Annotated in this window: 23 protein-coding genes; 6 read left to right on the forward strand and 17 right to left on the reverse strand. The window is 54.5% G+C overall.

Translation table 11 applies throughout. The annotated features are described in order from the left end of the window. The first annotated feature begins 13 nt into the window (after nucleotides 1-13). The 5 genes from ccrA to FAP39_RS00865 all read left to right on the forward strand — a co-directional run bounded on the left by ccrA (nucleotide 14) and on the right by FAP39_RS00865 (nucleotide 5,452). Nucleotides 14-1,300 carry a crotonyl-CoA carboxylase/reductase gene (gene ccrA / locus FAP39_RS00840; RefSeq protein ID WP_138014468.1) on the forward strand — a complete coding sequence of 429 codons (1,287 nt, stop codon included), beginning with the start codon at nucleotides 14-16 and terminating at the stop codon, nucleotides 1,298-1,300. A 400-nt stretch (nucleotides 1,301-1,700) separates the two neighbouring features. Then, on the forward strand, nucleotides 1,701-2,414 hold the full coding sequence (locus FAP39_RS00850; protein WP_138014470.1) for a helix-turn-helix transcriptional regulator: 714 nt from the start codon (nucleotides 1,701-1,703) through the stop codon (nucleotides 2,412-2,414). 91 nt (nucleotides 2,415-2,505) lie between these two features. Beyond that, nucleotides 2,506-3,147, forward strand: coding sequence for an acyl-homoserine-lactone synthase (locus FAP39_RS00855; RefSeq protein WP_138014471.1), 642 nt, complete (start codon nucleotides 2,506-2,508; stop codon nucleotides 3,145-3,147). A gap of 53 nt (nucleotides 3,148-3,200) precedes the next feature. Continuing rightward, complete coding sequence (locus tag FAP39_RS00860; protein WP_138014472.1) at nucleotides 3,201-4,721, forward strand: ATP-dependent DNA helicase; 1,521 nt, start codon at nucleotides 3,201-3,203, stop codon at nucleotides 4,719-4,721. Further along, nucleotides 4,718-5,452 carry an SDR family oxidoreductase gene (locus tag FAP39_RS00865; protein ID WP_138014473.1) on the forward strand — a complete coding sequence of 245 codons (735 nt, stop codon included), beginning with the start codon at nucleotides 4,718-4,720 and terminating at the stop codon, nucleotides 5,450-5,452. Before FAP39_RS00860 ends, FAP39_RS00865 begins: the two co-directional genes overlap by 4 nt. A gap of 8 nt (nucleotides 5,453-5,460) precedes the next feature. Here FAP39_RS00865 and FAP39_RS00870 read toward each other — a convergent pair whose 3' ends face one another. The 14 genes from FAP39_RS00870 to trpS all read right to left on the reverse strand — a co-directional run bounded on the left by FAP39_RS00870 (nucleotide 5,461) and on the right by trpS (nucleotide 18,937). Next, on the reverse strand, nucleotides 5,461-6,225 hold the full coding sequence (locus FAP39_RS00870; protein WP_425471383.1) for a TIGR02186 family protein: 765 nt from the start codon (nucleotides 6,223-6,225) through the stop codon (nucleotides 5,461-5,463). Further along, nucleotides 6,225-7,142 carry a sulfite exporter TauE/SafE family protein gene (locus tag FAP39_RS00875; protein ID WP_138014474.1) on the reverse strand — a complete coding sequence of 306 codons (918 nt, stop codon included), beginning with the start codon at nucleotides 7,140-7,142 and terminating at the stop codon, nucleotides 6,225-6,227. The genes FAP39_RS00870 and FAP39_RS00875 overlap by 1 nt, the downstream gene beginning before the upstream one ends. 92 nt (nucleotides 7,143-7,234) lie before the next feature. After that, nucleotides 7,235-8,200: an ABC transporter permease gene (locus FAP39_RS00880; RefSeq protein WP_138014475.1), complete on the reverse strand. Its 966-nt coding sequence runs from the start codon at nucleotides 8,198-8,200 to the stop codon at nucleotides 7,235-7,237. Further along, entirely contained in the window at nucleotides 8,200-9,294 is a 1,095-nt protein-coding gene (locus tag FAP39_RS00885; RefSeq protein ID WP_138014476.1) for an ABC transporter permease, read from the reverse strand. The genes FAP39_RS00880 and FAP39_RS00885 overlap by 1 nt, the downstream gene beginning before the upstream one ends. Nucleotides 9,295-9,393: 99 nt before the next feature. Beyond that, complete coding sequence (locus FAP39_RS00890; RefSeq protein ID WP_138014477.1) at nucleotides 9,394-10,923, reverse strand: ABC transporter ATP-binding protein; 1,530 nt, start codon at nucleotides 10,921-10,923, stop codon at nucleotides 9,394-9,396. Beyond that, nucleotides 10,920-11,276 carry a hypothetical protein gene (locus tag FAP39_RS00895; protein ID WP_138014478.1) on the reverse strand — a complete coding sequence of 119 codons (357 nt, stop codon included), beginning with the start codon at nucleotides 11,274-11,276 and terminating at the stop codon, nucleotides 10,920-10,922. Before FAP39_RS00895 ends, FAP39_RS00890 begins: the two co-directional genes overlap by 4 nt. A 97-nt stretch (nucleotides 11,277-11,373) precedes the next feature. Further along, nucleotides 11,374-12,375: a BMP family lipoprotein gene (locus FAP39_RS00900; RefSeq protein ID WP_138014479.1), complete on the reverse strand. Its 1,002-nt coding sequence runs from the start codon at nucleotides 12,373-12,375 to the stop codon at nucleotides 11,374-11,376. Between the two features lie 172 nt (nucleotides 12,376-12,547). Then, a complete protein-coding gene (locus FAP39_RS00905) occupies nucleotides 12,548-12,961 on the reverse strand; it encodes a GNAT family N-acetyltransferase (protein ID WP_138014480.1) in 414 nt (137 codons plus the stop codon). Beyond that, complete coding sequence (tsaB, locus tag FAP39_RS00910) at nucleotides 12,958-13,548, reverse strand: tRNA (adenosine(37)-N6)-threonylcarbamoyltransferase complex dimerization subunit type 1 TsaB (RefSeq protein WP_138014481.1); 591 nt, start codon at nucleotides 13,546-13,548, stop codon at nucleotides 12,958-12,960. Before tsaB ends, FAP39_RS00905 begins: the two co-directional genes overlap by 4 nt. After that, on the reverse strand, nucleotides 13,538-14,101 hold the full coding sequence (locus FAP39_RS00915) for a NifU family protein (protein ID WP_138014482.1): 564 nt from the start codon (nucleotides 14,099-14,101) through the stop codon (nucleotides 13,538-13,540). The genes tsaB and FAP39_RS00915 overlap by 11 nt, the downstream gene beginning before the upstream one ends. 111 nt (nucleotides 14,102-14,212) lie before the next feature. After that, nucleotides 14,213-14,668 carry a universal stress protein gene (locus FAP39_RS00920; protein ID WP_138014483.1) on the reverse strand — a complete coding sequence of 152 codons (456 nt, stop codon included), beginning with the start codon at nucleotides 14,666-14,668 and terminating at the stop codon, nucleotides 14,213-14,215. A 59-nt stretch (nucleotides 14,669-14,727) separates the two neighbouring features. Continuing rightward, the gene (locus tag FAP39_RS00925) at nucleotides 14,728-15,603 is read right to left on the reverse strand and encodes a branched-chain amino acid aminotransferase (protein WP_138014484.1); all 876 of its coding nucleotides are present in this window, start codon (nucleotides 15,601-15,603) and stop codon (nucleotides 14,728-14,730) included. 190 nt (nucleotides 15,604-15,793) lie between these two features. Next, nucleotides 15,794-17,677, reverse strand: coding sequence for a PhoX family protein (locus tag FAP39_RS00930; protein WP_138014485.1), 1,884 nt, complete (start codon nucleotides 17,675-17,677; stop codon nucleotides 15,794-15,796). Nucleotides 17,678-17,902: 225 nt separating this feature from the next. Beyond that, on the reverse strand, nucleotides 17,903-18,937 hold the full coding sequence (gene trpS / locus FAP39_RS00935) for a tryptophan--tRNA ligase (protein ID WP_138014486.1): 1,035 nt from the start codon (nucleotides 18,935-18,937) through the stop codon (nucleotides 17,903-17,905). Nucleotides 18,938-19,009: 72 nt separating this feature from the next. Here trpS and FAP39_RS00940 point away from each other — a divergent pair, with 72 nt between their 5' ends. Further along, on the forward strand, nucleotides 19,010-19,699 hold the full coding sequence (locus FAP39_RS00940) for a rhomboid family intramembrane serine protease (RefSeq protein WP_138014487.1): 690 nt from the start codon (nucleotides 19,010-19,012) through the stop codon (nucleotides 19,697-19,699). 53 nt (nucleotides 19,700-19,752) lie between these two features. Here the strand turns inward: FAP39_RS00940 and FAP39_RS00945 are convergent, their stop codons facing one another. From FAP39_RS00945 to FAP39_RS00955, 3 genes are all read right to left on the reverse strand, one after another. Continuing rightward, nucleotides 19,753-20,268, reverse strand: a complete 516-nt coding sequence (locus tag FAP39_RS00945; protein WP_138014488.1) for an HdeD family acid-resistance protein — start codon at nucleotides 20,266-20,268, stop codon at nucleotides 19,753-19,755. 112 nt (nucleotides 20,269-20,380) lie between these two features. Then, nucleotides 20,381-21,916 carry a murein biosynthesis integral membrane protein MurJ gene (gene murJ / locus FAP39_RS00950; protein WP_138014489.1) on the reverse strand — a complete coding sequence of 512 codons (1,536 nt, stop codon included), beginning with the start codon at nucleotides 21,914-21,916 and terminating at the stop codon, nucleotides 20,381-20,383. Continuing rightward, nucleotides 21,913-24,672: a [protein-PII] uridylyltransferase gene (locus FAP39_RS00955; RefSeq protein ID WP_171006755.1), complete on the reverse strand. Its 2,760-nt coding sequence runs from the start codon at nucleotides 24,670-24,672 to the stop codon at nucleotides 21,913-21,915. Before FAP39_RS00955 ends, murJ begins: the two co-directional genes overlap by 4 nt. Between the last annotated feature and the right edge of the window lie 4 nt (nucleotides 24,673-24,676).

Genomic DNA, 24,676 nt, shown 5'->3' on the forward strand with positions numbered 1-24,676 from the left:
TCAGGAGAGTAAGATGGCTCTGGACACTGAAATCGGCATTGCGGCCTATGATGCACCCGAAAAAGACCTGTATGAAGTTGGAGAAATGCCTCCGATGGGTTTTGTTCCACCAAAGATGTATGCGTGGGCTATTCGCCGCGAACGTCACGGAGAGCCTGACAAGTCTTTCCAAGTAGAGGTCGTGGACACCCCCAAACTGGACAGCCATGAAGTTCTGGTATTGGTGATGGCCGCTGGCGTGAACTATAACGGCGTATGGGCCGGCCTTGGCGTTCCAATCTCTCCCTTTGATGGGCACAACGCAGATTACCATATCGCAGGCTCTGATGCGTCCGGCATCGTTTGGGCGGTGGGCGATAAGGTGAAAACTTGGAAAGTGGGTGACGAAGTTGTCATTCACTGTAACCAAGACGACGGTGATGACGAAGAATGTAACGGTGGCGATCCGATGTTCTCGCCGTCGCAGCGTATCTGGGGTTATGAAACACCTGACGGATCGTTCGCACAGTTTACACGCGTTCAAGCGCAACAGCTTTTGCCACGTCCCAAGCACCTGACTTGGGAAGAGTCGGCTTGCTATACTCTGACATTGGCGACCGCTTACCGTATGTTGTTTGGCCACGCGCCTCACGAACTTAAGCCAGGTCAAAACGTCTTGGTTTGGGGCGCATCGGGCGGTCTGGGATCTTTTGCCATCCAGTTGATCAATGCTGCTGGTGCCAACGCGATTGGCGTGATTTCCGATGAAGACAAACGTGAATTCGTGATGTCTCTGGGGGCCAAAGGTGTTCTGAACCGGAAAGATTTTAAATGCTGGGGTCAGCTTCCAACAGTGAACACGCCCGAGTACGCAGAATGGTTCAAAGAAACCCGCAAGTTCGGCAAGGCCATCTGGGATATCACCGGCAAGGGCAACAACGTCGACATGGTGTTTGAACACCCGGGCGAAGCCACATTCCCTGTCTCTACCTTTGTCTGCAAAAAAGGCGGCATGGTTGTGATCTGTGCAGGGACATCCGGATTTAACTGTACGTTTGACGTGCGGTATATGTGGATGCACCAAAAGCGTCTTCAAGGATCGCACTTTGCGCACCTGAAGCAAGCCGCGTCTGCCAACCGCATGATGGTTGAGCGTCGCATCGACCCTTGCATGTCAGAAGTGTTCCCATGGGCCGAGATTCCTGATGCGCACGTGAAAATGATGCGCAACGAGCACAAGCCAGGCAACATGTCTGTTTTGGTTCAGGCTCCTAAAACCGGTCTGCGTACGCTGGAAGACGTGCTTGAAGCCGGAAAATAAATAAAATTTCGCCCTGGGGTGAACGCCCCAAAGGTGAAAATTCGATCATATCCGCCCGCGAATCAGTTGTGATGTCGCGGGCGGATTTCGTTTGCGCTCTAGGGCTTTCCAACAATCAATGACTTAGCGGATCGGCCCCTCGCTATTTTGGGGGAGGGGGAATAGGTGAATATGACCAATAATTCACTCGTGCTATGCTTGTATTAACCTTTCATTAACCACTGAAAACGAGAGTTAATCATGAAGAACGACTGGATACTCGACGTGCTTGCAGATCTGCGTAATTTTGCGCATGCAAACGGTTTGGATGCTCTGGCGGCGCAACTTGAAGATACTAAACTGGTTGCGACTGCCGAGATCACGTCGATAGCGGAAAGGTCTGGCACAGCGCCATACGCAGATGAAACAAAGACGGGAAGCTATTCTGGAGGAGCTCGAACAAGCGCAAGAGCTTGACGCCCTTCAGGACATTATTGCGGCGCTCAGGGACCATTTTGGCGTTGACCATATGGTGTACCATTGGGTGAGTGCCGCGGGGGATCAATATGGATGTGGCACGTATTCTGACGAGTGGGTGCAACGGTATCTGGAAAAACAGTACATTCGCGTTGATCCGGTAATTGTTGGGTGTTTTCAAAGATTTCATCCTGTTGACTGGAAGCGTTTGGATTGGGCCAACAAGGCGGCCCGCAGCTTTCAGTCAGAAGCCATTTCCTATGGCATCGGCAATCAGGGGTTTACGGTCCCCATACGCGGCCCGCACGGGCAGTTCGCCCTATTTACAGCAAGTCATCATTGCACTGACGATGTTTGGTCTGAATTCACCGAGGGGAACCGGCGCGATCTGATTTTGATCGCGCATGAATTCAATCGCAAAGCGCTGGAGTTTGAACCCGGCCGGCAACCCGAGCATTCCCGCGCGTTATCACCCAGAGAAGTTGATGCCATAACATTGATCGCAATGGGGTATAGCCGCGCGCAAGTGGCCAATTCTCTCTCGATTTCCGAGCATACTCTCCGAGTGTATATTGAATCTGCCAGATCCAAACTTGGGGCTCTGAATACAACCCATGCGGTAGCTAGAGCCATGAGTAGGGGGTTAATTGTGGTCTAAAACGTGAACATTTGCGTACGCTGCATTAGTTTATGGTTAATTCTTTGCCTCTAGCCCTGTTCCCAGCTCGTCAATGGGAAGGGATTGCAAAATGCTCCGCTATATCTATGGGAATGATCTTCACAACTATCCGAAACTTGAACGCACGATGTTTCTGGACAGAGCAGACCAATTCAAAACGCGCCTTGGTTGGGATGTGCATGTCGACGAAAACGGTGAAGAGCGTGATGAATATGACGCCTTGAATCCGCTCTATGTGATTTGGGAAAAACCCGATGGTACGCATGGTGGTTCGATGCGTTTGTTGCCGACCACCGGCCCCTGCATGGTTAATGACCACTTCTTGAACCTGACCGACGGCGTTCGGATTTCCAGCCATCTCATTTGGGAATGCACTCGGTTTTGCCTGTCGCGGGACACGGAACCACGCACGGCGGCGGCTCTGATGCTGGCAGGCGGAGAAGTGATGTGCGGGTTTGGTGTTAAGCACTATGTTGGTGTGTTTGACGCGCGCATGGTGCGGATTTATCGCATGATCGGCTCCTCTCCCGAAGTTCTGGGGTCCGAAGGCACCGGGCGTAACAAGATCAGCGTCGGCCTTTGGGAATTCACCCAAGAGGCACGCGCTGCGGTGGCAGAGCGTGCGGGGCTGCCATTGGAGACATCACGCATGTGGTTCGAGCTGGCCTTTGGGCACAGTCCTCAAGATCTCGCTGCTCAAAAGATTGCGTGACAAAATGCCAAGCATAACTGGCGCTCGTCATGGGCCGACTGTAGGGTCGCCCCATGACAGATACGCTGACTCTTTCGCATGATCAGGCCGAGGCCTTTGACAACATCTCGGACATCCTGCGGGAGGCCGGTGTTGACTTAAACGACACGCTGTTGACGCCTCCGAAAGGAACCAAGTCAGCCGTCGGCGCAGTTCTTGGAAAAGCGGGTTCCGGCAAAACGCTGCTGTTGGCTGAACTTGTCAAAGCACTGGAAGCGGCTGGGGTGGATGTGGTCTCGGGTGATTACGAGGGCAAGCCACGTAAAGACCGGCGAACCTTGGCAATTTTGGCGCCCACGAACAAAGCCGCGAGTGTTTTGCGCATGCGCGGGGTGCCTGCTACCACCATCCACCGGATTATCTATAGTCCGGTATATGACCCTGAGTATGAGCGCATCGCCGAATGGCTGGCAGGTAACGGCGACAAACCCGAGATCGAAGGCCTGAGCGAAGAAGCCTTGAACAGGGCTTTGCAGTTTTATCAACTTCACAAGTCTATTCCTGGAGCATTGGCGGCAGCAGGTTTAAGGGGGTCGGACTTTATCACCGGCTGGAAGAGGCGGGACGAGCCGCTGGACATCGGGTTTGTGGATGAAGCATCCATGCTGGATGATCGTCAGTTTGATGATCTGAAAGAGATTTTCCCGACACTATTATTGTTCGGTGACCCCGCACAGTTGGCGCCCGTGAATCAATCCGGGGCGATGGTCTTTGAGAAACTTCCAGAATCGGCCATACATTCCCTGAGCCGTGTCCATAGGCAAAAGGCAGACAACCCGATTTTGGACTTGGCGCACGCGTTGGCCGATCCACAGTTAGAGTTTCAAGATTTCGAACGGATGATCGAAGAAAAGTCCCGCATAGACGATCGCGTCGTTTTTGCGCAGCGCGTCGAAGTCGATTTTATGGCGCGGTCTCCGGTTTTGGTTTGGAGAAACGCAACCCGAATTCGGCTGATCAATGCGTTTCGCCGCGTCCATGATGCCCCTGCCGATATGTTGCTTGAGGGAGAGCCACTGATTTGTGATGGCATCGAACTTCCGTTAAAGCATCGCAAAAAGCGGCTGGACCTTGAGGCGCGGGGGCTGATCAAAGGCGCGCAAGTTGTCTATCTTGGGCCTGGTCGCAAACCGGGGTTTTCGCGTTTGCACGTGATGGGCGCAGAAGACCCGCAAGTGTCTGCGGCCTCGATTGTGAAAATCGAAATGCCGGATGAAGAAGAGCCCTTTATCCCATATGCGGCGCGCATGGGGGCGGCATTCCTGCATGGGGCGGCCGTCACCATTCACAAATCTCAGGGATCGCAGTGGGAGCAGGTACAGGTGTTTGCACCGGATTTGTTTGTGGCCGCGCGCATGGGGCGCGTCGAGGCAGGACAACCGCTGTGGAAACGTTTGGCATATGTCGCCATTACGCGTGCCCAAGAGCGGCTATATTGGGTGGTGCGCAATTCTCTGTCGCGGCCAAGCGGTCCTTTACGGGTTGATGATCTCAAACCGGCACCTGCCACCCTCACTTTGGAGAGCCAAGAATGAAAAGCATCATCATTACCGGGGCGAGCTCGGGAATTGGTCGGGCGACGGCCGAAGAGTTTCTAAATGCGGGATGGCGCGTTGGACTGATTGCACGCCGTCAGGATCGGCTGCAAGAAATTGCTCAAAACTGGCATAATGCGGTTCCCATGTCGGGGGATGTTACCGATGCCGTGGCAATGGAAACGGCATTTGCCGATTTTGTGGGGCAGGCGGGGCGCTTGGATGTGTTGTTCAACAATGCGGGTTTGTTTGGCGATGCAGGCCCCATCGACGAGATCGATCTTGAAGCGTTTGATCAGGTCATCAACGTCAATATTCGCGGTATGTTTATTTGCGCGCGCCTTGCGTTTGCGCATATGCGTCGCCAGTCTCCGCAGGGCGGTCGTATTATCAATAATGGATCGTTGTCGGCGCATAATCCACGCCCCGGATCCATTTGTTATACGACAAGCAAACACGCGATCACCGGAATGACGCGGTCGCTATCTTTGGATGGGCGCCCGTTTGATATTGCGTGTGGTCAGATCGATATCGGCAATGCCCAAACGGAACTGGTCGACGAGCTGAATGCGCGTATCTTGGCCAAATCTCCGGATGCTGAATTGATGCCGATGATGGATGTCCAAGACGCAGCACGGTCGGTAAAGCATATGGCGGATTTGCCCCCAGAGGCAAACGTGCAATTCATGACCGTAATGGCGACAAAGATGCCGTATATCGGGCGTGGTTAAAGTGCGCGCTAGGTCTGACGGAACATCCGGAAGGCCGCCGAGGCCCCCCAACCAGCCGCAATTGCGATGGCCAAAGACAACAGACCATAGGCCAGCGGTTTTTGGCGTGACAGATTGAACAACCAGCGTTCCAGACCGACCTTGCGGACGTCAATCGAAGTCGAAAAACTCGACACAACTTTGCCACCGCGCGTCAGAAAAATACGTGTTTCATAGTCGCCCTCGGTAAGGTTCGCGGGCATCGCAATCGAGGTCTGAAACAATGTTTGCTGATCGACGATGACGGTGTCCTCGAGCATCTGATACAGACCGCTTTTGCTCCGAATGCGAATAATGGCTTCGGAAAATGTCTGGGCATCTTCGACGTTCGTCGGGGCACCCACCGACCGAATGGCCATGGGCAGAGACACCTTGTGTCGCAAATCTTCCACGCTGCTCAGCACGTCGTGAAACGGGCCGCTGGTGGCGACGGCATAAAAACTGGGTGCTGCATCGACATCAACGCTGTCTACGTTGACCCAAATGCCAAGCTTCTTTTCTTTGCGCCGAACAGTGACGGGTTGGTCGGGGCCGGACACCGTAATGACCACCTCAAGAGGCGGCTCTTGCTGAATTTCGGTTTCGCGTTTGACTGCGCCAAAGATCAGGATTTTTGACCCGTCAAAATTTGCGGTGATCGCCACGCGGTTTTGGCTAAGGCCCAAGACCACTTCTTCGGCCAATATTTGGTTGGCGATCAAGGCGAGTAGGACTGAGAGGATCCGTATCATCATCAGTGCCCCCCACTTGCGCCAATAGAGTAGAGTTCGCTGGGTTGTAGCAACAGATCAAGCGCCAACTTTCCGCAGACCGCAAGCACCATAAGTGCCAGCAGGATACGAAGCTGTTCTGCCTTGAGCTTGGTGCCAATGCGTGTCCCGATTTGCGCGCCGATCACGCCACCAACCAACAGCAAGACCGCAAGAGCCATATCCACGGTATAGTTCGTGGTGGCGTGCAAAAGCGTCGTAAAGGCGGTGACAAAGATGATTTGAAACAGCGATGTTCCGATGACAACCTTGGTAGGCATCCCCAAGAGATAGATCATGGCAGGCACCATGATAAAGCCGCCACCAACCCCCATAATAGCGGCCAGAATACCAACGCACAGACCAACAATGAGCGGGGGGATGACCGAGATATACAATCCCGAGACCCGAAACCGCATTTTAAACGGCAGGCCGTGAATCCAGTTGTGGTTTTTGCGTTTGGTTGGGGCCGAGTTTTTGCGAGATTTTCGAATAGCATTCAAGCTTTCGAAAAACATGAGCCCACCGATGATGCCCAGAAAGACGACATAACAAAGCTTGACCAGCAAATCGACCTGACCCTGAGCCTTGAGATAGTTAAACAGCACCACACCCAGACCAGCGCCGACCAACCCGCCGATCAAAAGCACGGTGCCCATCTTGAGATCAACCGTGCGCCTCTTTAGGTGGGCCAAGACGCCGGAAAATGAGGACGCAACGATTTGATTGGCTTCGGTGGCCACAGCCACTGCGGGTGGAATACCAATAAAAAACAAAAGGGGCGTCATCAAGAAACCACCACCTACACCGAACATTCCGGATAACACGCCGACTATTCCGCCCAATCCCAGCAAAAGGAACGCGTTCACAGAGACTTCGGCAATTGGTAGGTATATTTGCATGTAAACTTTTAACTTAATGACAATGTGGGTTACAACCTGCCGACCTTACAAAATGCTGACAGGATTGATGAAATACTGCAACTGGACTTATCCTAACGTTCTTTGACGTAAGGCTCGCCGCCCGCGCGCGGAGGGATGGCTTTGCCCACGAACCCGGCGAGGATTACCACAGTCAAGATGTATGGCAGGGCATCCATGAACTGGACCGGTATCACAAATCCGCCAAGTTCGATGCTTTGGTATCGCAGCGCGACAGCCTGAAGCAAACCAAAGAGCAAGGTTGCAGATAGCGCGTACCAAGGTCGCCACTTGGCAAAGATCAGGGCGGCCAGCGCGATAAAACCGCGACCAGCTGTCATATCTTTAACAAAACCGGCCTGAAGCGCTGTTGCCAGATAGGCCCCTGCGATCCCGCACAGGACACCACAGATCATGACGGCCGCATACCTTAGGCCAACAACCGATACACCGGCCGTATCGACCGCTGCGGGGTTTTCGCCAACAGCGCGCAGCCGAAGCCCGAAGCGCGTACGATACAAGACCCACCACGTGAGAGGTACCATGGCAAACGCGGCATAGACGAGGATGGAATGGCCAGAAATCAGTTCATAATAGAGCGGGCCAAAAATCGGCACTCCCTGCAGCGCGTCGGCGAAGGGGAGCTCGATAGAGTCAAAGCGCGCATTGCCTGAAAGCGACGGCGTACGTCCGCCCTGTTCGAACCAACTTTGGGCCACAAGAACGGTCATACCAGCGGCAAGGAAATTGATGGCAACACCCGAAATCAGTTGATTGCCGCGAAACGTGATCGACGCAAGCCCGTGCAGGCCCGACAAGATCAGCGAGGCCACGATTCCTGCCAACAAACCGATCCAGACGGACCCAGAGGTATAGGCAAACGCCGCCGAGAAAAATGCAGCTGCAAGCATTTTACCTTCGAGGCCGATATCGAAAATGCCGGCGCGTTCTGAATACAAACCGGCAAGGCACGCCAACAAAAGGGGCGTCGCAAGGCGCACGGTCGAGTCGAGCACCTGAAGAAAAGTCATATAGTCCATTATGCTTTCCTCTTACGCAGGGATAGGAACAGCTTTTCAAGTGGCATGCGTACCATATTGTCCAATGCGCCTGTAAACAGAATGACCAAGGCTTGAATAACCACAATCAATTCACGGGGAATGTTCGTCCATAGCGCCAGCTCTGCGCCGCCTTGATACAAAAAACCAAACAGGATTGCGGCCAGAAAGACCCCAAACGGATGGCTGCGCCCCATCAGAGCAACGGCGATGCCGATAAATCCGGCACCTTCGGTCGAATTGAGGATCAAACGCTCGCTTTCACCAAGGGTGGTGTTGACCGACATCATTCCGGCAAGTGCCCCAGAAATCAGCATTGCGATCACTGTGATTTTGACGGGCGATATCCCAGCATACTTGGCACCAGATTCTGAGTGCCCGAGTGCGCGAATTTCATACCCCAACCGTGTGCGCCAAATCAGGACCCAAACCGCAAGACAGGCGGCAACAGCAAGGAAGAACGTGACGTTCGCAGGTGCGCCGCGGAACAGGATATTATCAGCCGTCGAGAACATATCGCGAAACGTTGGCAGGTGGGTCGAAACCGGAAATTTTGCGGATGCCGGATCCATCGCGCCGACGGGTCGCAACATATTCACCAAGACATAGTTCAGAACCGCAGCGGCGATAAAGTTGAACATGATGGTGGTGATCACGATGTGACTGCCGCGTTTGGCCTGAAGATATGCGGGGATCAATGCCCACAGTGCCCCGAACACAGCCGCTCCCACACTTGCCCCGATCAGGGCCAGAGACCAATGTGGCCAAGGGATATACAAACACGCAATCGCCACCCCAAGTCCGCCAAGCATGGCCTGACCTTCGCCACCGATGTTGAACAGCCTTGCATGAAAGGCAACAGCGACAGCGAGGCCCGTAAACATAAAGTTGGTCGCATAGTACAGCGTATACCCCCAACCTGCAGATCGCATCAGCGCGCCTTGCACCATCAGCGTAAAGGCATCAATCGGGCTTTCGCCGATGGCAAGGATCACCAGTGCGGACAACCCCGCAGCCAGCAGCAACGAGATCAGCGGGATCAAGACAATATCGGCCCACTTTGGCATCTTATCCATTGTGCTGTCCTTGCAGTGTGAGATGGTTAAGGCCAATGACCGTGGGTTGGAACGCCATGCACCGCTCTGCGCGCGATACCATGTCACAAGTCAGACGTCTCATGCGGCTTCTCCATCAATGCCCGCCATCAATAGGCCGAGTTCTTTTTCGTCTGTCTGTGCAGGGTCACGTTCGCCCATGACTGTGCCGTCGAACATCACCGCAATTCTATCAGACAACGACATGATTTCATCAAGTTCGACACTGACCAGCAAAATGGCTTTGCCTTGGTCACGCAAGGCCACGATCTGCTGGTGAATGAATTCGATCGCGCCGATATCGACGCCGCGTGTGGGCTGCCCAATCAGCAATAGGTCAGGGTTCCGTTCAATTTCACGCGCCAAAACGATTTTCTGCTGGTTGCCGCCGGAAAAGTTCTTGGCGGCCAGCTTGGGGTCAGGTGGACGCACGTCAAAACGATCCATTTTGTCTTGGGCTTCCTTCTGGATACCGGCGTTATCCATCATCAGGCCCGATTGATAGGCCGGATCATGATGATACCCAAACACCGTGTTTTCCCAAGCAGAGTAATCCATAATCAGACCCTCGCGCTGTCGGTCTTCGGGGACATGGCCAATCCCGACGGCGCGGCGTTCTTGTCCGAGCGTGCCCGCGCTCGAGAGCGCAAGGTCTTGGCCGTTGATGCGGATGGTCCCTGATCCATTGGCGTATCCACCCAACACCTCTAGCAGTTCGGATTGACCGTTTCCGGCCACCCCTGCGATGCCAAGAATTTCTCCTGCACGCACCGTCAAATCAATACCTTTGACACGTGCAACACCTTTGTCGTCAGTGACTTGCAGGTTGTTTACTTCAAGCACGACGTCGCCGGGTGTCGATGGTTTCTTCTCGACGCGCAACAATACCTTACGCCCAACCATCAGTTCTGCCAGATGTTCGGGGCTGGTTTCTGACGTTTTGACCGTGGCCGTCATTTGGCCGCGACGCATCACGCTGACGGTGTCAGTGATATCCATAATCTCGCGCAGCTTGTGCGTGATTAGGATAATGGTTTTACCTTCGGCGCGCAGGCGATCCAAAATTCGGAACAACTGATCGGCCTCGGAGGGCGTCAAAACGCCAGTGGGTTCATCAAGGATCAAAATGTCGGCTTGGCGATACAGCGCTTTGAGAATCTCGACCCGCTGCTGATGTCCGACACTCAGGTTCTCGATCAACGCGTCCGGATCAATATTCAGTTCGTATTCTTGCGCAAGATGCGCCAAAGATTTGCGGGCTTTGGACAGGGAAGGGCGCAAAAGGCGACCATCTTCGGCACCAAGAATGATGTTCTCTAAGACCGAGAAATTTTCGACCAGTTTAAAGTGTTGAAACACCATGCCAATGCCCGCGGCAATTGCGGCTTGGCTGTCCGGGATTTGGGTTTTTGTGCCCTTAATGAAAATCTCGCCTTTGTCGGCTTTGTAAAATCCATACAAAATGGACATCAATGTCGATTTTCCGGCACCGTTCTCGCCGATGATGCCGTGGATGGTTCCCGGCTGAACGGAAATAGAGATATCTTTGTTGGCTTGGACGGGACCAAAGGATTTTGAAATCCCCCGAAGCTCAATTGCTGGCGCGGTCATGCGGGCTCTCCCAATCCGACAAAGCCCACCATGTTGCACAGGCGGCCATCGGAATCACAGTCTATGAAATATTGGCCAAGTTGTGTTTTACCGTCGGGCATTCCAAATTCAACGGTGGCACGCACGTGGGATTTGGTGGTGGATTGGGCCACGACTGTTGCCGTCGCGCCGGGCGCATATTGTGTGTACATCGCGACATAGCTCACCAAAGCAGGCAGATCTGAAATGGGTGTGTCTGTGCGCGGATCAACGTAGTAGAATTTTGTTGGGACACAGTCTTGGATGACGTTGGCACGTGCGCCGTCGTCGGTCATTCCCCATGCGGCGAAAAAATTTTCAATCGCGCTTGGCATCCTGTTCCTTTCGTCATCAAGGCAAACTTGGCGCAAGCCTTGGGTCGCAAGGCGGCCACGATAGCCGCCCTGACGTGTTCATACACCTACAGACAGATTAGAAATCCAGAACAGGGCAGGTGTCGTTGGCGTAATATGATGTGACTTCGATCTCGCCATCGATGATCTTTTGACGCGCCTGATCGACGGATGCCTTCATGTCATCAGAGACCAATGCAGCGTTGTTCTCATCCAGAGCGTATCCAACACCTTCTTCGGACAGACCCAGAATGGTCACACCACCTGTTTCGACGGCATCTCCTGCTTTCATGGCTTCATAAACCGCGACGTCCACACGCTTGAGCATTGAGGTGAGAACCTTGCCCGGATGCAGGTGGTTTTGGTTGCTGTCGACGCCGATAGACAGAATGCCTTCGTCAGCGGCAGTTTGCAGAACGCCCACACCTGTGCCGCCAGCGGCTGCATACACGACATCTGCGCCTTGCGAGATTTGCGCCTTGGTCAGTTCAGATCCTTTTACCGGATCGTTCCATGCGGCGGGTGTTGTGCCTGTCATATTGGCAATGATCTTGGCATCAGGGTTCACAGCTTTGACGCCTTGGGCATAGCCACAACCAAAGTGGCGGATCAAAGGCACGTCCATGCCGCCGACAAATCCGACAGTGCCGGATTTGGACGCCATCGCGGCCATCATACCAACCAAATAAGAGCCTTCGTGCTCGGCAAAGCCGATCTGGCGAATGTTTTCGCCTTCAATCCATGTGACATCAATCACCACGAATTTTGTATCGGGATAGTCAGGCGCGACTGTGGTGAGCGGGTCCGCCATACCAAAGCCCATGGTGATCAGGGGGCTTGCACCCGCTTCTGCAAACCGACGCAAGGCTTGTTCGCGCTGTGCTTCGGATTGCAGTTCAATCTCGAGGTATTTGCCACCGGTTTCATCCGCCCAACGTTTTGCGCCATTATAGGCCGCTTCGTTAAAGGATTTGTCGAACTTGCCACCAAGATCAAAGATCAAGGCAGGTTCGGCCAGCGCAGCGCCAGCTGTCAGGGCCACGGCAGCTGTGGCACCCAGAATTTTGGTCATGAGGGTCATGTATCTCTCCCAAACGGTGATCGGGCCGGTCATTATCGCGCCAGCCCTTTGAAATCAGACAGATCGTAACAGATCATTCCCAAGTTAGGCCGCAGAGGTGCACAAGGGTCAACCCGAATTCGACCAAATGGGCAAAAATCAGAGGTAATCAATCAAAATCAATCGGGTGACGCTAGGGAAGAGTTTTGGCCATAATCAGGGCGCCAACATGCAAACCATCAGTGCGGGTGTAATAGTTTGAGCGCGCACCGGTTTTTGCGTACCCAGCAGAGAGATACAGCGCGATTGCCGCGGTGTTATCTTCGGCGACTTCCAAAAAGGCGGTTGTCGCGCCGCGTTTTTTCGCGGTGTATTCAAATCGCGCAAGCCAATGGCGGGCAAAGCCTTGGCGTCGCAAGCTTGGTAGCGTTGCCAATGTTAACAATTCGGCTTCATCGGCGATGACGCGCCCCAGTGCAAAGCCAGAATCATCCCCCTCCACAAAACTAAAGTCCGAGCCCAAAAGATCGGCAAATTCGGCTTCTGCCCAACTGCGTGTGTTCTCGAATGCTGCAGCATGCAGCGTCGCAAGGTCATGGGGGGTCATGGCAATATTTTCGGGGCTGGATCGCGTGGTGGGGCGGCATCTGCGGCGCGCACATAAAGCGGAGCCGGGCGCACGTATTGCGCTGCGCGTTTGAGGGCGGCGATATGTGCGATATTCGCAACCAGCACTGGGGCGGCTGGGGGGCTTAAGGTCGGCATGTCTGACATGACCGGGCCCTCGACCAATTCGGGGACGCTTGATGGGTCTGACGTCTGAACATACGCACGGTCCCGTGGGGCCGCGACGGCGACACACCACGGTGCAGCATGGCCAAACGCGGTCGCCTCAAAGGTCGATACCCCAACTGCGGGGATATCCAGCGCCAGTGCCAAGCCCCGTGCGGCGGAGACGGAGATGCGGATGCCGGTGAAGTTTCCAGGGCCAATTCCCACGCCAATGGCGTTGAGATCTTTCCAGTCTTTGCCAGCCTCGGCCAGAAGCCCCTCTAGCATAGGCATCAGATATTCGGCTTGCCCGCGTGACATTTCTTTGACGTGATGACCGATTACCTGATCACCGGATACCAAAGCGGCCGCGCAATGCGCGGCCGAAGTGTCAAATCCCAATACCAGTGGTTCAGACGGCAACAGGGCGTACCTCTGTGACTTCGGGAATATAGTGCCGCAGCAGGTTTTCGATGCCCATTTTCAGGGTCAACGTTGACGACGGGCAACCGGCGCATGCACCTTGCATGTGCAAATAGACCACGCCGCGATCAAACCCGTGAAACGTAATATCGCCGCCATCTTGGGCGACCGCAGGACGCACACGCGTATCCAAAAGTTCTTTGATCTGGCCAACGATTTCGCCATCTGGTCCGTCATGTGCCGCATGGCCTGAAGGCGCGGCGGCTTCGCCTGCCATCACCGGTTGGCCGGATTGGAAATGCTCCATGATCGCGCCAAGAATCGCGGGTTTGATATGATCCCACTCGGTGGCTTCTGATTTGGTGACTGTGACAAAGTCATTGCCAAAGAACACACCGCTTACGCCGTTGACGGCAAAAATCCGCGACGCCAGAGGCGACACGCTTGCGCCCTCTGAGGATGGGAAATCTGCAGTGCCAGTTTCAAGCACGGTCTGGCCGGGCAAAAACTTGAGCGTTGCAGGGTTTGGTGTGGACTCGGTTTGAATAAACATGACAGGCGCACCTTTTCTTACGTGCCAAAGATATGCGCCTGCGATGGCAAAGTGTCAAGGTTTAGAATTATTCTAAATTGGGGCGCTGGTGGTCAGAAATACTCTTTCGCCTCAGGTGATGGCCTCCAGCCGCTCTTTGGACAGGTCCCCGGGTACGACAGTAACTGGGATGGGGAGGCTGCCGGAATTTCGCGACATCTGGGTCACCAAGGGGCCAGGACCCTTTTTGTCATTTCCAGCGCCAAGCACGAGCACGCCAATTTCGGAATCTTCACGAATATGGTCCAGAATTTCATCTACGGTTTCGCCTTCGCGTATCACAAGCGTGGGATCGACACCTTGTTTGTCCCGCATCCACTTGGCGAACACCTCAAAGTGGGCGTGGATACGTTCGCGAGCTTCTTCGCGAAAGACGGCTCCAACCCCAATCCAGTGATTGAACTCGTCAGGCGGAATAATTGATAGAATTTCCACTCCACCATTGGTGCGCGCAGCCCGCATCGCCGCAAATCGCATTGCATTCAAGCATTCACGACTGTCATCTAAGACGACAAGAAATTTACGCATACTCTGTCTCCTTGGAGTTTGAACATGGCGCTAAGCCCGCAATAGCGCAATCCCGAATGTCACGTTGACGGTTCTGAAAGTGCCCAGTCCCAATACATATCGCGCACGCGACGGGTCGTGGATCCGACCTGATATTGCTGATCGTCAAAGGCAGTGACGGGGGTGATTTTGGACATGTTCCCCGTGACGAAGATCTCGTCCGCGCCCTCAAAATCTTCAAAAGACAGCACGGTTTCATGTACGCGCATGCCATCCGCACGCATGTTCTTGATATGGCGTGCACGGGTGATCCCCGCGAGAAACGTCCCATTGGGCACGGGTGTAAAGACCTCGCCGTCTTTGACCATAAATACATTGGATGTCGCGGTTTCCGCAACGTTGCCGATGGCGTCTGCGACCAGCGCATTTGCAAACCCTTTTGAGCGGGCTTCGGCCAGCATGCGGGCATTGTTCGGATACAGACAGCCTGCTTTGGCATTCACCACCGCGCTTTCCAAAACTGGACGTCGAAACCGTGTGCGCGTCAGGGTCGTCGTGCTCTCGGCGGATGCCATTGGAATGGCCTCAAGTGAAATGGCAAAACCTGTGGTGTCTTGGCTTGGGGCGATTGCACTGGTGGTCATATCAGCGTCGACCCCCCAGTACATTGGGCGAATATACACCGCCTCGGATTTGTCAAAACCCTTCAGGCCCTCTCGGGTGATGGCCAGCATATCTTGCGTTGTTACGGTGGGGGCCAGCATCAATGCCTTTGCCGAACGATTGACCCGCGCAAGGTGAGCCTCAAGGTCTGGCGTCAATCCGTCAAAGAAACGCGCGCCGTCAAACACGGTGGTCCCCAACCAAGCCCCATGATCGGCCGCATTGATGACGGGGATATCGCCGTCATGCCATGTGCCGTTGAAATAGGTCCGAATCTTTTGCCCGATGGCCATTGGTATTGCTCCCTCGCTCTGTCGCGGAATGCTAGTCTTGCCCGCTAGCGAGGTCCATATCTAAAGCACCGCGAAGGTGGCGAGAGTGCGATGTGGCTGGCGCATCATGCCCGAACGAAATTCCCCTCCGGCGGGGGCGCCGAAGGGGGAAACGTCATGAAAATTTTCTGTGGTGAAATGCGTAGGGGGCCTAGCCGATTAGGCCACCATCGGTGCGGCGCACCGCAAACACACCCGAACGTGGCACCGAAGAGCCGCCGCGTGGGAAATGCGAATTCCCTTTTTCACCAGGATGCTGGATGCCGACAAACATGGTGCGACGGTCAGGTGACCAGCAAAGGCCAGTGACTTCGCATTCTTTGGGGCCGACCAAGAAGCGGCGGATTTCACCGGTTGTGGTGTCGCCGCAAAGCATTTGGTTGTTACCCATACCCGCGAAGTTACCTTCATTGGAGTATTTGCCGTCTGTCTGGATCCACAACAGGCCGGTCGAGTCAAAGGCCATGCCATCTGGGCTGTTGAACATATTGCCAGAGTTGATGTTTTCCGAGCCCGCATAGGCGTCGTCATGCACATCTGGGTTGCCTGCCAAAGCATACAGATCCCAAGCAAACCCGTCTGCTGCATGATCGGCATTGTCCGGCACCCAGCGCAGGATTTGACCGTACCGGTTGTCGTCGCGCGGGTTCGGGCCGTTGACGGATGTATCATCACCGCCTTTGTTGGGCTTCTTGCCGCGGTTTTTGTTGTTGGTCAGCGCAACATAAGATTCAACCTTGGTCGGGTTTACGGCAACCCACTCAGGGCGATCCATTGTGGTGGCTCCAACCGAAGAGGCCGCCTGACGGGTGTGAATGCGAATTTCCGCCTCGGTCATACCAGTGGTGTCTGGTGTCAACGCCAACCATTCGCCCCGCAGGTCATCGTGGAACTTGGCGACATACAGCGCCCCAGTTTCCAGCAAATCGGAATTGTCGCCAGTTGCTGAATATGTACCTTCGGACACAAAACGGTACAGGAACTCGCCACGTTCGTCATCACCCAGATACACTACGGCTTTGCCATTTGCGGCTATCACGACTTCTGCGTTTTCGTGTTTGAAACGGCCCAATGCGGTGCGTTTTTTCGGCGTAGAGGTTGGATCGAACGGATCGATTTCTACCACATAGCCTGCACGGTTCGGCTCGTTCGGGTTCTTTGATACATCAAAGCGCTCGTCGACTTTGGCCCAGCCATATCCCCAGTCTTTTGAGGAAATGCCATACCGCTTGAGCTCGGCGCTGACAGCGTGATCTTCGTCCGCGGCAGAGAAGTAACCGTTAAAGTTTTCTTCGCACGTCAGATAGGTACCCCAAGGTGTTTCGCCGTTGCCACAGTTGTTCCATGTGCCCAAGGCCTTTGTGCCACTGGGGTCGGCATCAGTTTTCAAAAGATCATGACCTGCGGCGGGGCCAGTCAATGCGATTTCGCTGCGCGGTGTGATGCGACGGTTCAGATCGCTATCTTTGACCACTTGCCAATGGCCCGCTGTGTCCTGAGCAACTTCAAACACAGAGATACCGTGGGCCATCATGCCCTTTTCGATGTCGTCAGCGTCTGCTGGCTTGCCCTCAGGGCGATTGCCCCAGATTGTCTTGCGGTTGGTGTATTCATTGTTGACGGCCATGACGGTGCGACCGTTTTTGGTAAAGGTCGACATGCCGTCGTTGTTATCGCCAAAAGCGCGCGCCTGACTTGCGGCGGTGCCGCGTGTGGCGTCGTCGAATTCTGGTGTGTCTGAAAACAGTGGGTCACCCCATTGGACAACGGGCTCCCATTCGAAGCCCTTAGGCAATGTGATCGTGTCCGAGGTGTTTGTTGGGATTTGAGCAAAGCCAAAACGGTCCGCAGCTTGTGCATCGCGTGTCAGGGCTGTTGTCCCCACGAGGAAGCTGCCCAACCCAAAGGTCAAGACACCGCCAAGAAATCCGCGACGGGACAGAGCCGTATCAACGATTTGGTCAAAATCGGTTTCTTCAGCGCGTGGATTGATCAGTTCATCATGTGCGTCAAATGACAGGTCTTCGCGGTCCATCCCTGGCTCCCTAGCTTGGTTACAGGCATCCTCTTGATGCTCAACCTGTCTGCTACGCTGCCATGGATTCACTTTTATGTCTTTGATATATCCGTTTTGTGACAGCACAGCTGACATGCGCTGACGCCGAGCAACGCGAGGCCACGCCCAACCAGAAGAACTGCCGTCCGGCAGTGAAGATGGGCGGGAGAGAGCCCCCGATATCTCGGAGGCTCTAAGGGTGGATCAGGACGAGACCATACCCACAATATCATAGGTTTTCGCCAAAATTGGCGCTGCGATGGCGCGTGCGCGCGTGGCTCCGTCGCCCAAAATCTTGTCGATCTCGGCTGTATCGTTCATCAAACGCGCCATTTCCGTGGAAATCGGTGCAAGCTTTGCAACAGCAAGGTCCGCCAGCATGGGCTTGAATTCGGAAAATTGCTTGCCGCCGACATCACGCAGAACCTCTTCGACCGTCATGTCAGCAAGGGCCGCATAGATATTGATGAGGTTACGGGCATCCGCGCGCGCCTCCAATCCTTTGGCTTCAGAGGGCAGGGCATCCGGGTCGGTTTTGGCTTTGCGGATTTTCTTGGCGATCGTATCTGCATCATCCGTCATATTCAGGCGTGATGCATCAGACGGATCAGATTTTGACATCTTCTTTGATCCGTCGCGCAAGCTCATGACGCGGGTTGCCGTGCCTTCAATGACGGGCTCGGTGATCGGGAAGAAATCGACACCAAAGTCGTGGTTGAATTTGGTGGCAATGTCGCGTGTCAGTTCCAGATGCTGTTTCTGGTCATCGCCCACAGGCACATGGGTCGCGTGATATACCAAGATATCTGCCGCCATCAGCGCGGGATAGGCAAATAGCCCCAAAGACGCATTTTGGGCATTCTTGCCCGCCTTGTCCTTGAACTGTGTCATGCGTTGCATCCAACCCATGCGCGCCACACAATTGAAGATCCAAGCAAGCTGGGAATGCTCGGGAACTTGCGACTGATTGAACAAGATCGATTTTGCAGGGTCCAGGCCTGACGCAATAAATCCGGCACAGAGTTCACGTGTGGCATGTTTCAACTTGGCAGGGTCCTGCCAGACGGTAATCGCGTGTAAATCTACCATGCAATATACGGTTTCGATGCCGGTATTTTGCATGTCGACAAACCGCTTCATGGCACCAAGATAATTGCCGAGATGCAAGTCGCCAGAAGGCTGGATGCCAGAAAAGACACGTGGGGCGAAGCTGGAAGACGTTTGGACCGCCTCAGTCATGGGATTTCTCCGTCTGGATTAAAAGGTTCTGTTGCCTTACCCATGGCATTAATCGCCGTCAAGGAGAGCAGTATGCACCAAGAAACCGAGAAACAGAGTCCGATAAATCCGTTGCCACCTGTCGTGGTGGCGCTGTTCTTGCTGATCATCGGCATTGAAATAGTGTTCTGGCTCGGCAGCCAAGGCATCATTGGCGGGCCATCCGCGGTCGGATGGCGCTTGGCCGCCTTACAAAAATACGCGTTCATCGCAGAGGTCTTTCGCTGGATGCTCGACAGTGGCGTGTGGCCGGTCGAGCATCTTATTCGCTGTGTGACCTATCTGTTCGTGCATGCAAACCTGACCCACGCGGCCTTTGCCGGGGTGCTATTGCTGGCGATGGGAAAAATGGTCGGAGAGGTATTTTCCGCCATTGCCACATTGGCGGTGTTTATTCTGTCGGGTGTGATTGGTGCCTTGGTCTATGCGATGGTCTGGTCGCATGGGGCCCTTTTGATTGGGGCCTATCCCGGTGTGTATGGCCTGATCGGGGCATTCACATTTCTGCTGTGGACACGGCTTGGGGAAATGGGGGCCAATCAGGCCCGCGCATTTTCCCTGATTGGTATTCTTGTTGGAATACAATTGTTGTTTGGGCTGATCTTCGGTGGCAACGGTGATTGGGTTGCGGATGTCGCCGGATTTGCCACAGGGTTCTTGATGTCGTTCTTTTTGGCTCCTGGGGGATGGGCGAAAATTCGAAGCTATATCCGCCGTCAGTGATGCGCGTAAAAAGGGCGTACAGCAGCACTGTACGCCCTCATCATCTGACCTGTTTAGGCTTCGTCTTTGCGTGCCAGAGCCAAGGCGATCATGCTGACACCGTTGGACAAAAGCTCAACCGCCAACAAAACGCCGAGGGCGACAACCGCCGACCCGGGAATGTTCGACAGAACCATGAACCCCAACACCAGTGACACGGCACCAGAAACCAAGACCGCCCATTTGAGTGGCGAACTTGGGACTGCAAATCCGACGATCACTTTGAAAATCCCTGACACGGCAAACATAAAGCCGACAACGACAGTAAGTGCGACCATCCCCTGAAGCGGTTCGCCCAGAATGTTGATCCCCAGAAAGAGCGCAATAACCCCAAGCAAGATTGCCCAAAGCTTGCCGCCCCATCCTTCTGCGCGCACACCGTCAAAGATTTGCAGAACACCCAAAATGGCGAATGACCATCCCGCGATCGCTGTGGCGACCAAAGAGGCGCCAAACGGATTAAACATCGCCATCAAGCCAGCGATCAACGAAAGCACCCCGATGATAAGCATCGTGACCCAGTTATTCATGTGTTTTCCCCTCACAATTGTACTGTGTGGGTGCAGAAGACCCTGAAACGGGCATTCGGGCAATGAAAATATTACTTTTGCAGATATGTTCACCGTCGCGTTTTAGGCGGACCTAGCTGCGTGATCGCCGGAAATCTGACAGACGGAAGGCGCCAATCAACTGGCCAAACGCAAAATATGTCACAGTGCCAGAGCCCACCAACAAAGCCAGCGCCAGATACCGCCACCCCTGTGTGCCCAGCATCGGACCCAGAAGCAGGGTCGCCAGCCACAGCTCTGCACCCATCACGATCGATGCGGCGCAAATGCGGGGCATTCTCTTGCGAAAACGCGCGTCAAAACGGGCGACATATCCCATTGGCGCAGCGCCGCGGGCCAAGAGCCCAACCATGACCCAGCCTGCCAATGTTGTTGCAATTGCCGGGGCAATCCATCCGACAACCGGCGCAAGGCCAACCGCCACAAGCGCATTTACCGCCATGGCCCAAAGCGCATAGCGAAACGGGCTTTTGGTGTCTTCACGTGCAAAAAACAGCGGTTGCAGAATTTTCTGAAGGACAAACGCAGGCAGTCCCAGACCATAGATCGCAACGGCGACAGCGATCGCAGCACTATCATCCGCGGTCGCGGCCCCACGTTCAAACAGGACCGACACCAGCGGCAGAGGGATAATCATCAGGGCCACAGCGGACGGGATGGTCAATGCCAGAGAAATCTCTCCGGCGCGCGAAAATGCGGTGCGTGCGCCCGTGTCGTCATTCGCTTTTAGGCGGCGGGACAGATCGGGCAACAAGACGATCCCCACAGCAATGCCGACAACACCAAGTGGCAACTGATAGAGACGGTCAGCGGTAAACAACCATCCGACGGCCCGGTCAAAATACGATGCCACCTGTTGTCCGACCAAAAGGTTGATCTGGACAACGCCTCCGGCCAAGGCCGCTGGAACGGCCACGCGCACAAGGTGTTTCATTTCGGGCGACCAGCGGGGGCGTTGAATGCGCATGGTAAAACCAGCGCGTTTTGCGGCCACCAGCAACAACACAAGCTGTGCAATACCGGCAATTGGCACCATCAGGATCAAGGTGCGTGCCACGTCCGCACCAGTGTAAGACGCGACCACAACGCCGCCAATCAACAGAATATTCAAAAGCACGGGGGCGGCTGCGGCGGCAGCAAACCGTCCTGTGGCATTCAAGACGCCGGACAAAAGCGCTGCCAGCGAGATAAACAGAATATAAGGGAAGGCATATCGGCCAAATTCGACAGACAGTGCAAATTGATCCTGACCTTTGAATCCCGATGCCAAAAGCCATACCAGCCACGGCATCGCCGCTTGGGCCAGTATGGTCAGCACGATCAGGACTGTCGCCAATCCAGCAAAGGCTTCTCTGGCAAAGCCCAACGCGTCTTCCTTGCCCTCGACCTTTTTTGAGAACATCGGCACAAAGGCCATATTGAATGCGCCCTCGGCGAAAAAGCGGCGGAACATATTGGGTAGGCGAAACGCGACGACGTACGCTTCGTACAGTGGGCCCGTGCCCAGCAGAGCCAAGATCAGCGCGTCGCGCACAAACCCAAGGACACGGCTGGCCATCGTCCAGCCACCGACGGTCAGAAAACTGCGCATCAGTCGAATGGGTTTCACGCGCGCGCCCTCTTTGCGCCCTGCTCAATCGCCTCACGCAGTTTCTTCTCAAGCGTGCTTTGTTTGCCAGAGGTGTGAAATTTTAGCCCAAACATGTCTTTGACGTAAAAGCTGTCCACGACTTGTTCGCCGTATGTGGCGATCACTGCGCTGGCGATATACACGTTTGCGTTGGCCAAGGCTCTGGTCAGGTCAAACAACAATCCCGCGCGATCACGGGTGTCTACTTCGATGATTGTATAAATCTCGGAGCCTTCATTATCAAAGGTGATCGTTGTGGGCACTCGGAATGCACGCTCGCGCTTTTTGATAGCGTCCCGCGACTTGATGGCCTCGGTTGGCACCACCTCGCCCTTGAGCGTGCGTTCAATCATTCGTGACAGGCGTTTGAGGCGGTTCGCCTCATACGGTTTGCCCTCGGCATCCTGTACCCAGAATGCCGCCGTGGCATAGCCGTCTTTGGACGTATAGGTGCGTGCGTCGACAACATTCGCCCCGACAAGCGCAAGCGCTCCGGCAAGGCGGCTGAAAATGCCAGGATGGTCCGCGATGGCAAAACACACGCGTGTGGCATCGCGATCTTCATCCGGGTGCAGGTCAATGCGGATTTCGTCGTCTGCAATGTCACGCAGCAACCCTGCAAACACCACATGCGCAGTAATATGGAGCCCTTGCCAATAAGGGTCATAATGGCGCGTGGTCTCTTTTTTCACATCTTTCGGTGGCCATGCACTGAGCTCTTGGCGAAGCTTTTTCTTGGCCTCGGTGCCCCTGTTTTCGCGACTGATGGCTTCGATGCCATTTTCCAGAACGATACGGGTTTGACGATACAGACCGCGGATCAGCGCGGCCTTCCAGTTGTTCCATGTGTCAGGCCCGACGCCGCGAATGTCACAGACTGTCAAAACCGTCAAAAGGTTTAGCCGATCGACGCTTTTTACGGCTTTGGCAAAGCCCCGAATGGTGCGCGGGTCGGCGATATCACGCTTTTGCGCCGTGTCCGACATCAATAGGTGATAGCGTACAAGCCATTCCACGGTTTCGCTATCGGCTTTGTTCAATCCAAGATTTGGCGCCACCTTGCGCGCAATCTGAGCGCCAAGGATCGAATGATCCATGTCGCGGCCTTTGCCGATATCGTGCAGCAACATCGCAACCATCAATACCTTGCGGTTGATACCGGTCTTGAGAATTTCGGACGAAATCGGCAACTCGATCTCAAGTTCTTCGCGCTCGATCTGGGCAAAATTCGAGATCACCTGAATGGTGTGTTCGTCCACGGTATAAGAATGATACATGTTGAATTGCATCATCGCGACGATGGGTTCGAACTCTGGCACAAATGCAGATAAAACGCCCAGCTCATTCATGCGGCGCAACGCGCGCACCGGGTTTCCATGTTTCAACAAAAGTCCAAGGAAAATGCGCTGGGCCTCTTTGTTGGCGCGCATTTCGGCATCAATCATATCCAGATTTGCCGTGACCAGACGCATCGCGTCTGGGTGAATCAATAATCCGGTCCGCAGGCCTTCTTCGAACAGGCGCAGCAGGTTGAGGTTATCCGCAAGAAAGACATCGTCATCCTGAATGGCCAAACGGTTATGAATGACCGTGTATCCTTTCTTGATGCGTGGCCGGCGCCGAAACAAACGCTCGTATAAGGGGGCAGATTTTGTATGTGCGGCCTCAAGCTTGGTCAACAGAATACGCGTCAGATTGCCAACGGCCGTGGCATGCCGGAAGTAATCCTGCATGAAATGTTCAACCGCGCGCCTCCCACCTTTGTCGGTGTATTGCATCCGTTGGGCGACAAGCACCTGCATGTCAAACGTCAGCTGCTCGACCGGGCGTCCGGCAAGAATATGCAGATGGCCACGGGTGGCCCACAAGAAGCGCTCGGCCTCAGAAAATAGGGTGAATTCGTCTTCTTCAAACAGCCCAAGATCCACAAGTTCGGCAACGGTGTGCACGTGGTAAACATACTTTGCGATCCAAAACAGAGATTGTAGATCGCGCAGGCCGCCTTTGCCTTCTTTGATGTTTGGTTCGACGACGTATCGCTCGCCCTGTTTTACGTGACGTGCGTCGCGCTCTGCCAGTTTGGCTTCGATGAAGTCGCGCTCGGTGCCTTTGAAAAGGTCATTATACAGACGCGTTTCAAGCTCTTGGGCGAGGGAGGCGTCGCCCCTAAGAAACCGGTTTTCAAGTAATGCGGTGCGAATGGTGTAATCTTCTGTTCCCAAACGGATACAGTCTTTGATTGTTCGCGAAGCATGCCCAACCTTAAGCCGCAAATCCCAAAGGATATAAAGCATTGTTTCGATGACACTTTCGGCCCATGCGGTGATTTTGTAGGGCGTCAGAAACAGCAGGTCTACATCAGATTGCGGCGCCATTTCGCCGCGTCCATATCCACCAACCGCAAATAGCGCGATGCGCTCGCCTTCGGTGGGATTGGGTAGGGGATGAATATGTGTGGTCGCCATGTGGTGCGCCGCCCCCACCAGACAATCGGTGAGCCACGTATAGGCCCGCGTCATACGGCGCGCGGCAAATGGGTTGGCTGTAAAAGCCTCTTCGATGGCGGCAGTGCCTGATTTACGGGCTTCATTGAGCACCTGCACGATATCAGCACGCAGCGCCATATCATCCGTATGGGTCTGCGCTGCCGTTTCCAATCGCGCAGAAATAGCTGCGCGATCAAAAATGTCGTCTGCGGGGCAAATCAGATCTGATTGCGGATCTGGAAGCAACATCGGC

It is taken from the genome of Shimia litoralis (assembly GCF_005518135.1).
In the GTDB taxonomy this organism is placed as follows: domain Bacteria; phylum Pseudomonadota; class Alphaproteobacteria; order Rhodobacterales; family Rhodobacteraceae; genus Shimia_E; species Shimia_E litoralis.

What these genes read in the sequence shown, in the direction of transcription:
- FAP39_RS00945 (WP_138014488.1), bottom strand. Translation starts at nt 20,268, where the DNA reads ATGAATAACTGGGTCACGATGCTTATCATCGGGGTGCTTTCGTTGATC.
- FAP39_RS00880 (WP_138014475.1), bottom strand. Translation starts at nt 8,200, where the DNA reads ATGGACTATATGACTTTTCTTCAGGTGCTCGACTCGACCGTGCGCCTT.
- trpS (WP_138014486.1), bottom strand. Translation starts at nt 18,937, where the DNA reads ATGACTGAGGCGGTCCAAACGTCTTCCAGCTTCGCCCCACGTGTCTTT.
- FAP39_RS00925 (WP_138014484.1), bottom strand. Translation starts at nt 15,603, where the DNA reads ATGGCCATCGGGCAAAAGATTCGGACCTATTTCAACGGCACATGGCAT.
- FAP39_RS00900 (WP_138014479.1), bottom strand. Translation starts at nt 12,375, where the DNA reads ATGACCCTCATGACCAAAATTCTGGGTGCCACAGCTGCCGTGGCCCTG.
- FAP39_RS00905 (WP_138014480.1), bottom strand. Translation starts at nt 12,961, where the DNA reads ATGACCCCCCATGACCTTGCGACGCTGCATGCTGCAGCATTCGAGAAC.
- ccrA (WP_138014468.1), top strand. Translation starts at nt 14, where the DNA reads ATGGCTCTGGACACTGAAATCGGCATTGCGGCCTATGATGCACCCGAA.
- FAP39_RS00920 (WP_138014483.1), bottom strand. Translation starts at nt 14,668, where the DNA reads ATGCGTAAATTTCTTGTCGTCTTAGATGACAGTCGTGAATGCTTGAAT.
- FAP39_RS00865 (WP_138014473.1), top strand. Translation starts at nt 4,718, where the DNA reads ATGAAAAGCATCATCATTACCGGGGCGAGCTCGGGAATTGGTCGGGCG.
- FAP39_RS00895 (WP_138014478.1), bottom strand. Translation starts at nt 11,276, where the DNA reads ATGCCAAGCGCGATTGAAAATTTTTTCGCCGCATGGGGAATGACCGAC.
- FAP39_RS00850 (WP_138014470.1), top strand. Translation starts at nt 1,701, where the DNA reads ATGAAACAAAGACGGGAAGCTATTCTGGAGGAGCTCGAACAAGCGCAA.
- FAP39_RS00875 (WP_138014474.1), bottom strand. Translation starts at nt 7,142, where the DNA reads ATGCAAATATACCTACCAATTGCCGAAGTCTCTGTGAACGCGTTCCTT.
- FAP39_RS00915 (WP_138014482.1), bottom strand. Translation starts at nt 14,101, where the DNA reads ATGTTTATTCAAACCGAGTCCACACCAAACCCTGCAACGCTCAAGTTT.
- FAP39_RS00930 (WP_138014485.1), bottom strand. Translation starts at nt 17,677, where the DNA reads ATGGACCGCGAAGACCTGTCATTTGACGCACATGATGAACTGATCAAT.
- FAP39_RS00885 (WP_138014476.1), bottom strand. Translation starts at nt 9,294, where the DNA reads ATGGATAAGATGCCAAAGTGGGCCGATATTGTCTTGATCCCGCTGATC.
- FAP39_RS00955 (WP_171006755.1), bottom strand. Translation starts at nt 24,672, where the DNA reads ATGTTGCTTCCAGATCCGCAATCAGATCTGATTTGCCCCGCAGACGAC.
- FAP39_RS00870 (WP_425471383.1), bottom strand. Translation starts at nt 6,225, where the DNA reads ATGATGATACGGATCCTCTCAGTCCTACTCGCCTTGATCGCCAACCAA.
- FAP39_RS00890 (WP_138014477.1), bottom strand. Translation starts at nt 10,923, where the DNA reads ATGACCGCGCCAGCAATTGAGCTTCGGGGGATTTCAAAATCCTTTGGT.
- FAP39_RS00940 (WP_138014487.1), top strand. Translation starts at nt 19,010, where the DNA reads ATGCACCAAGAAACCGAGAAACAGAGTCCGATAAATCCGTTGCCACCT.
- FAP39_RS00860 (WP_138014472.1), top strand. Translation starts at nt 3,201, where the DNA reads ATGACAGATACGCTGACTCTTTCGCATGATCAGGCCGAGGCCTTTGAC.
- FAP39_RS00855 (WP_138014471.1), top strand. Translation starts at nt 2,506, where the DNA reads ATGCTCCGCTATATCTATGGGAATGATCTTCACAACTATCCGAAACTT.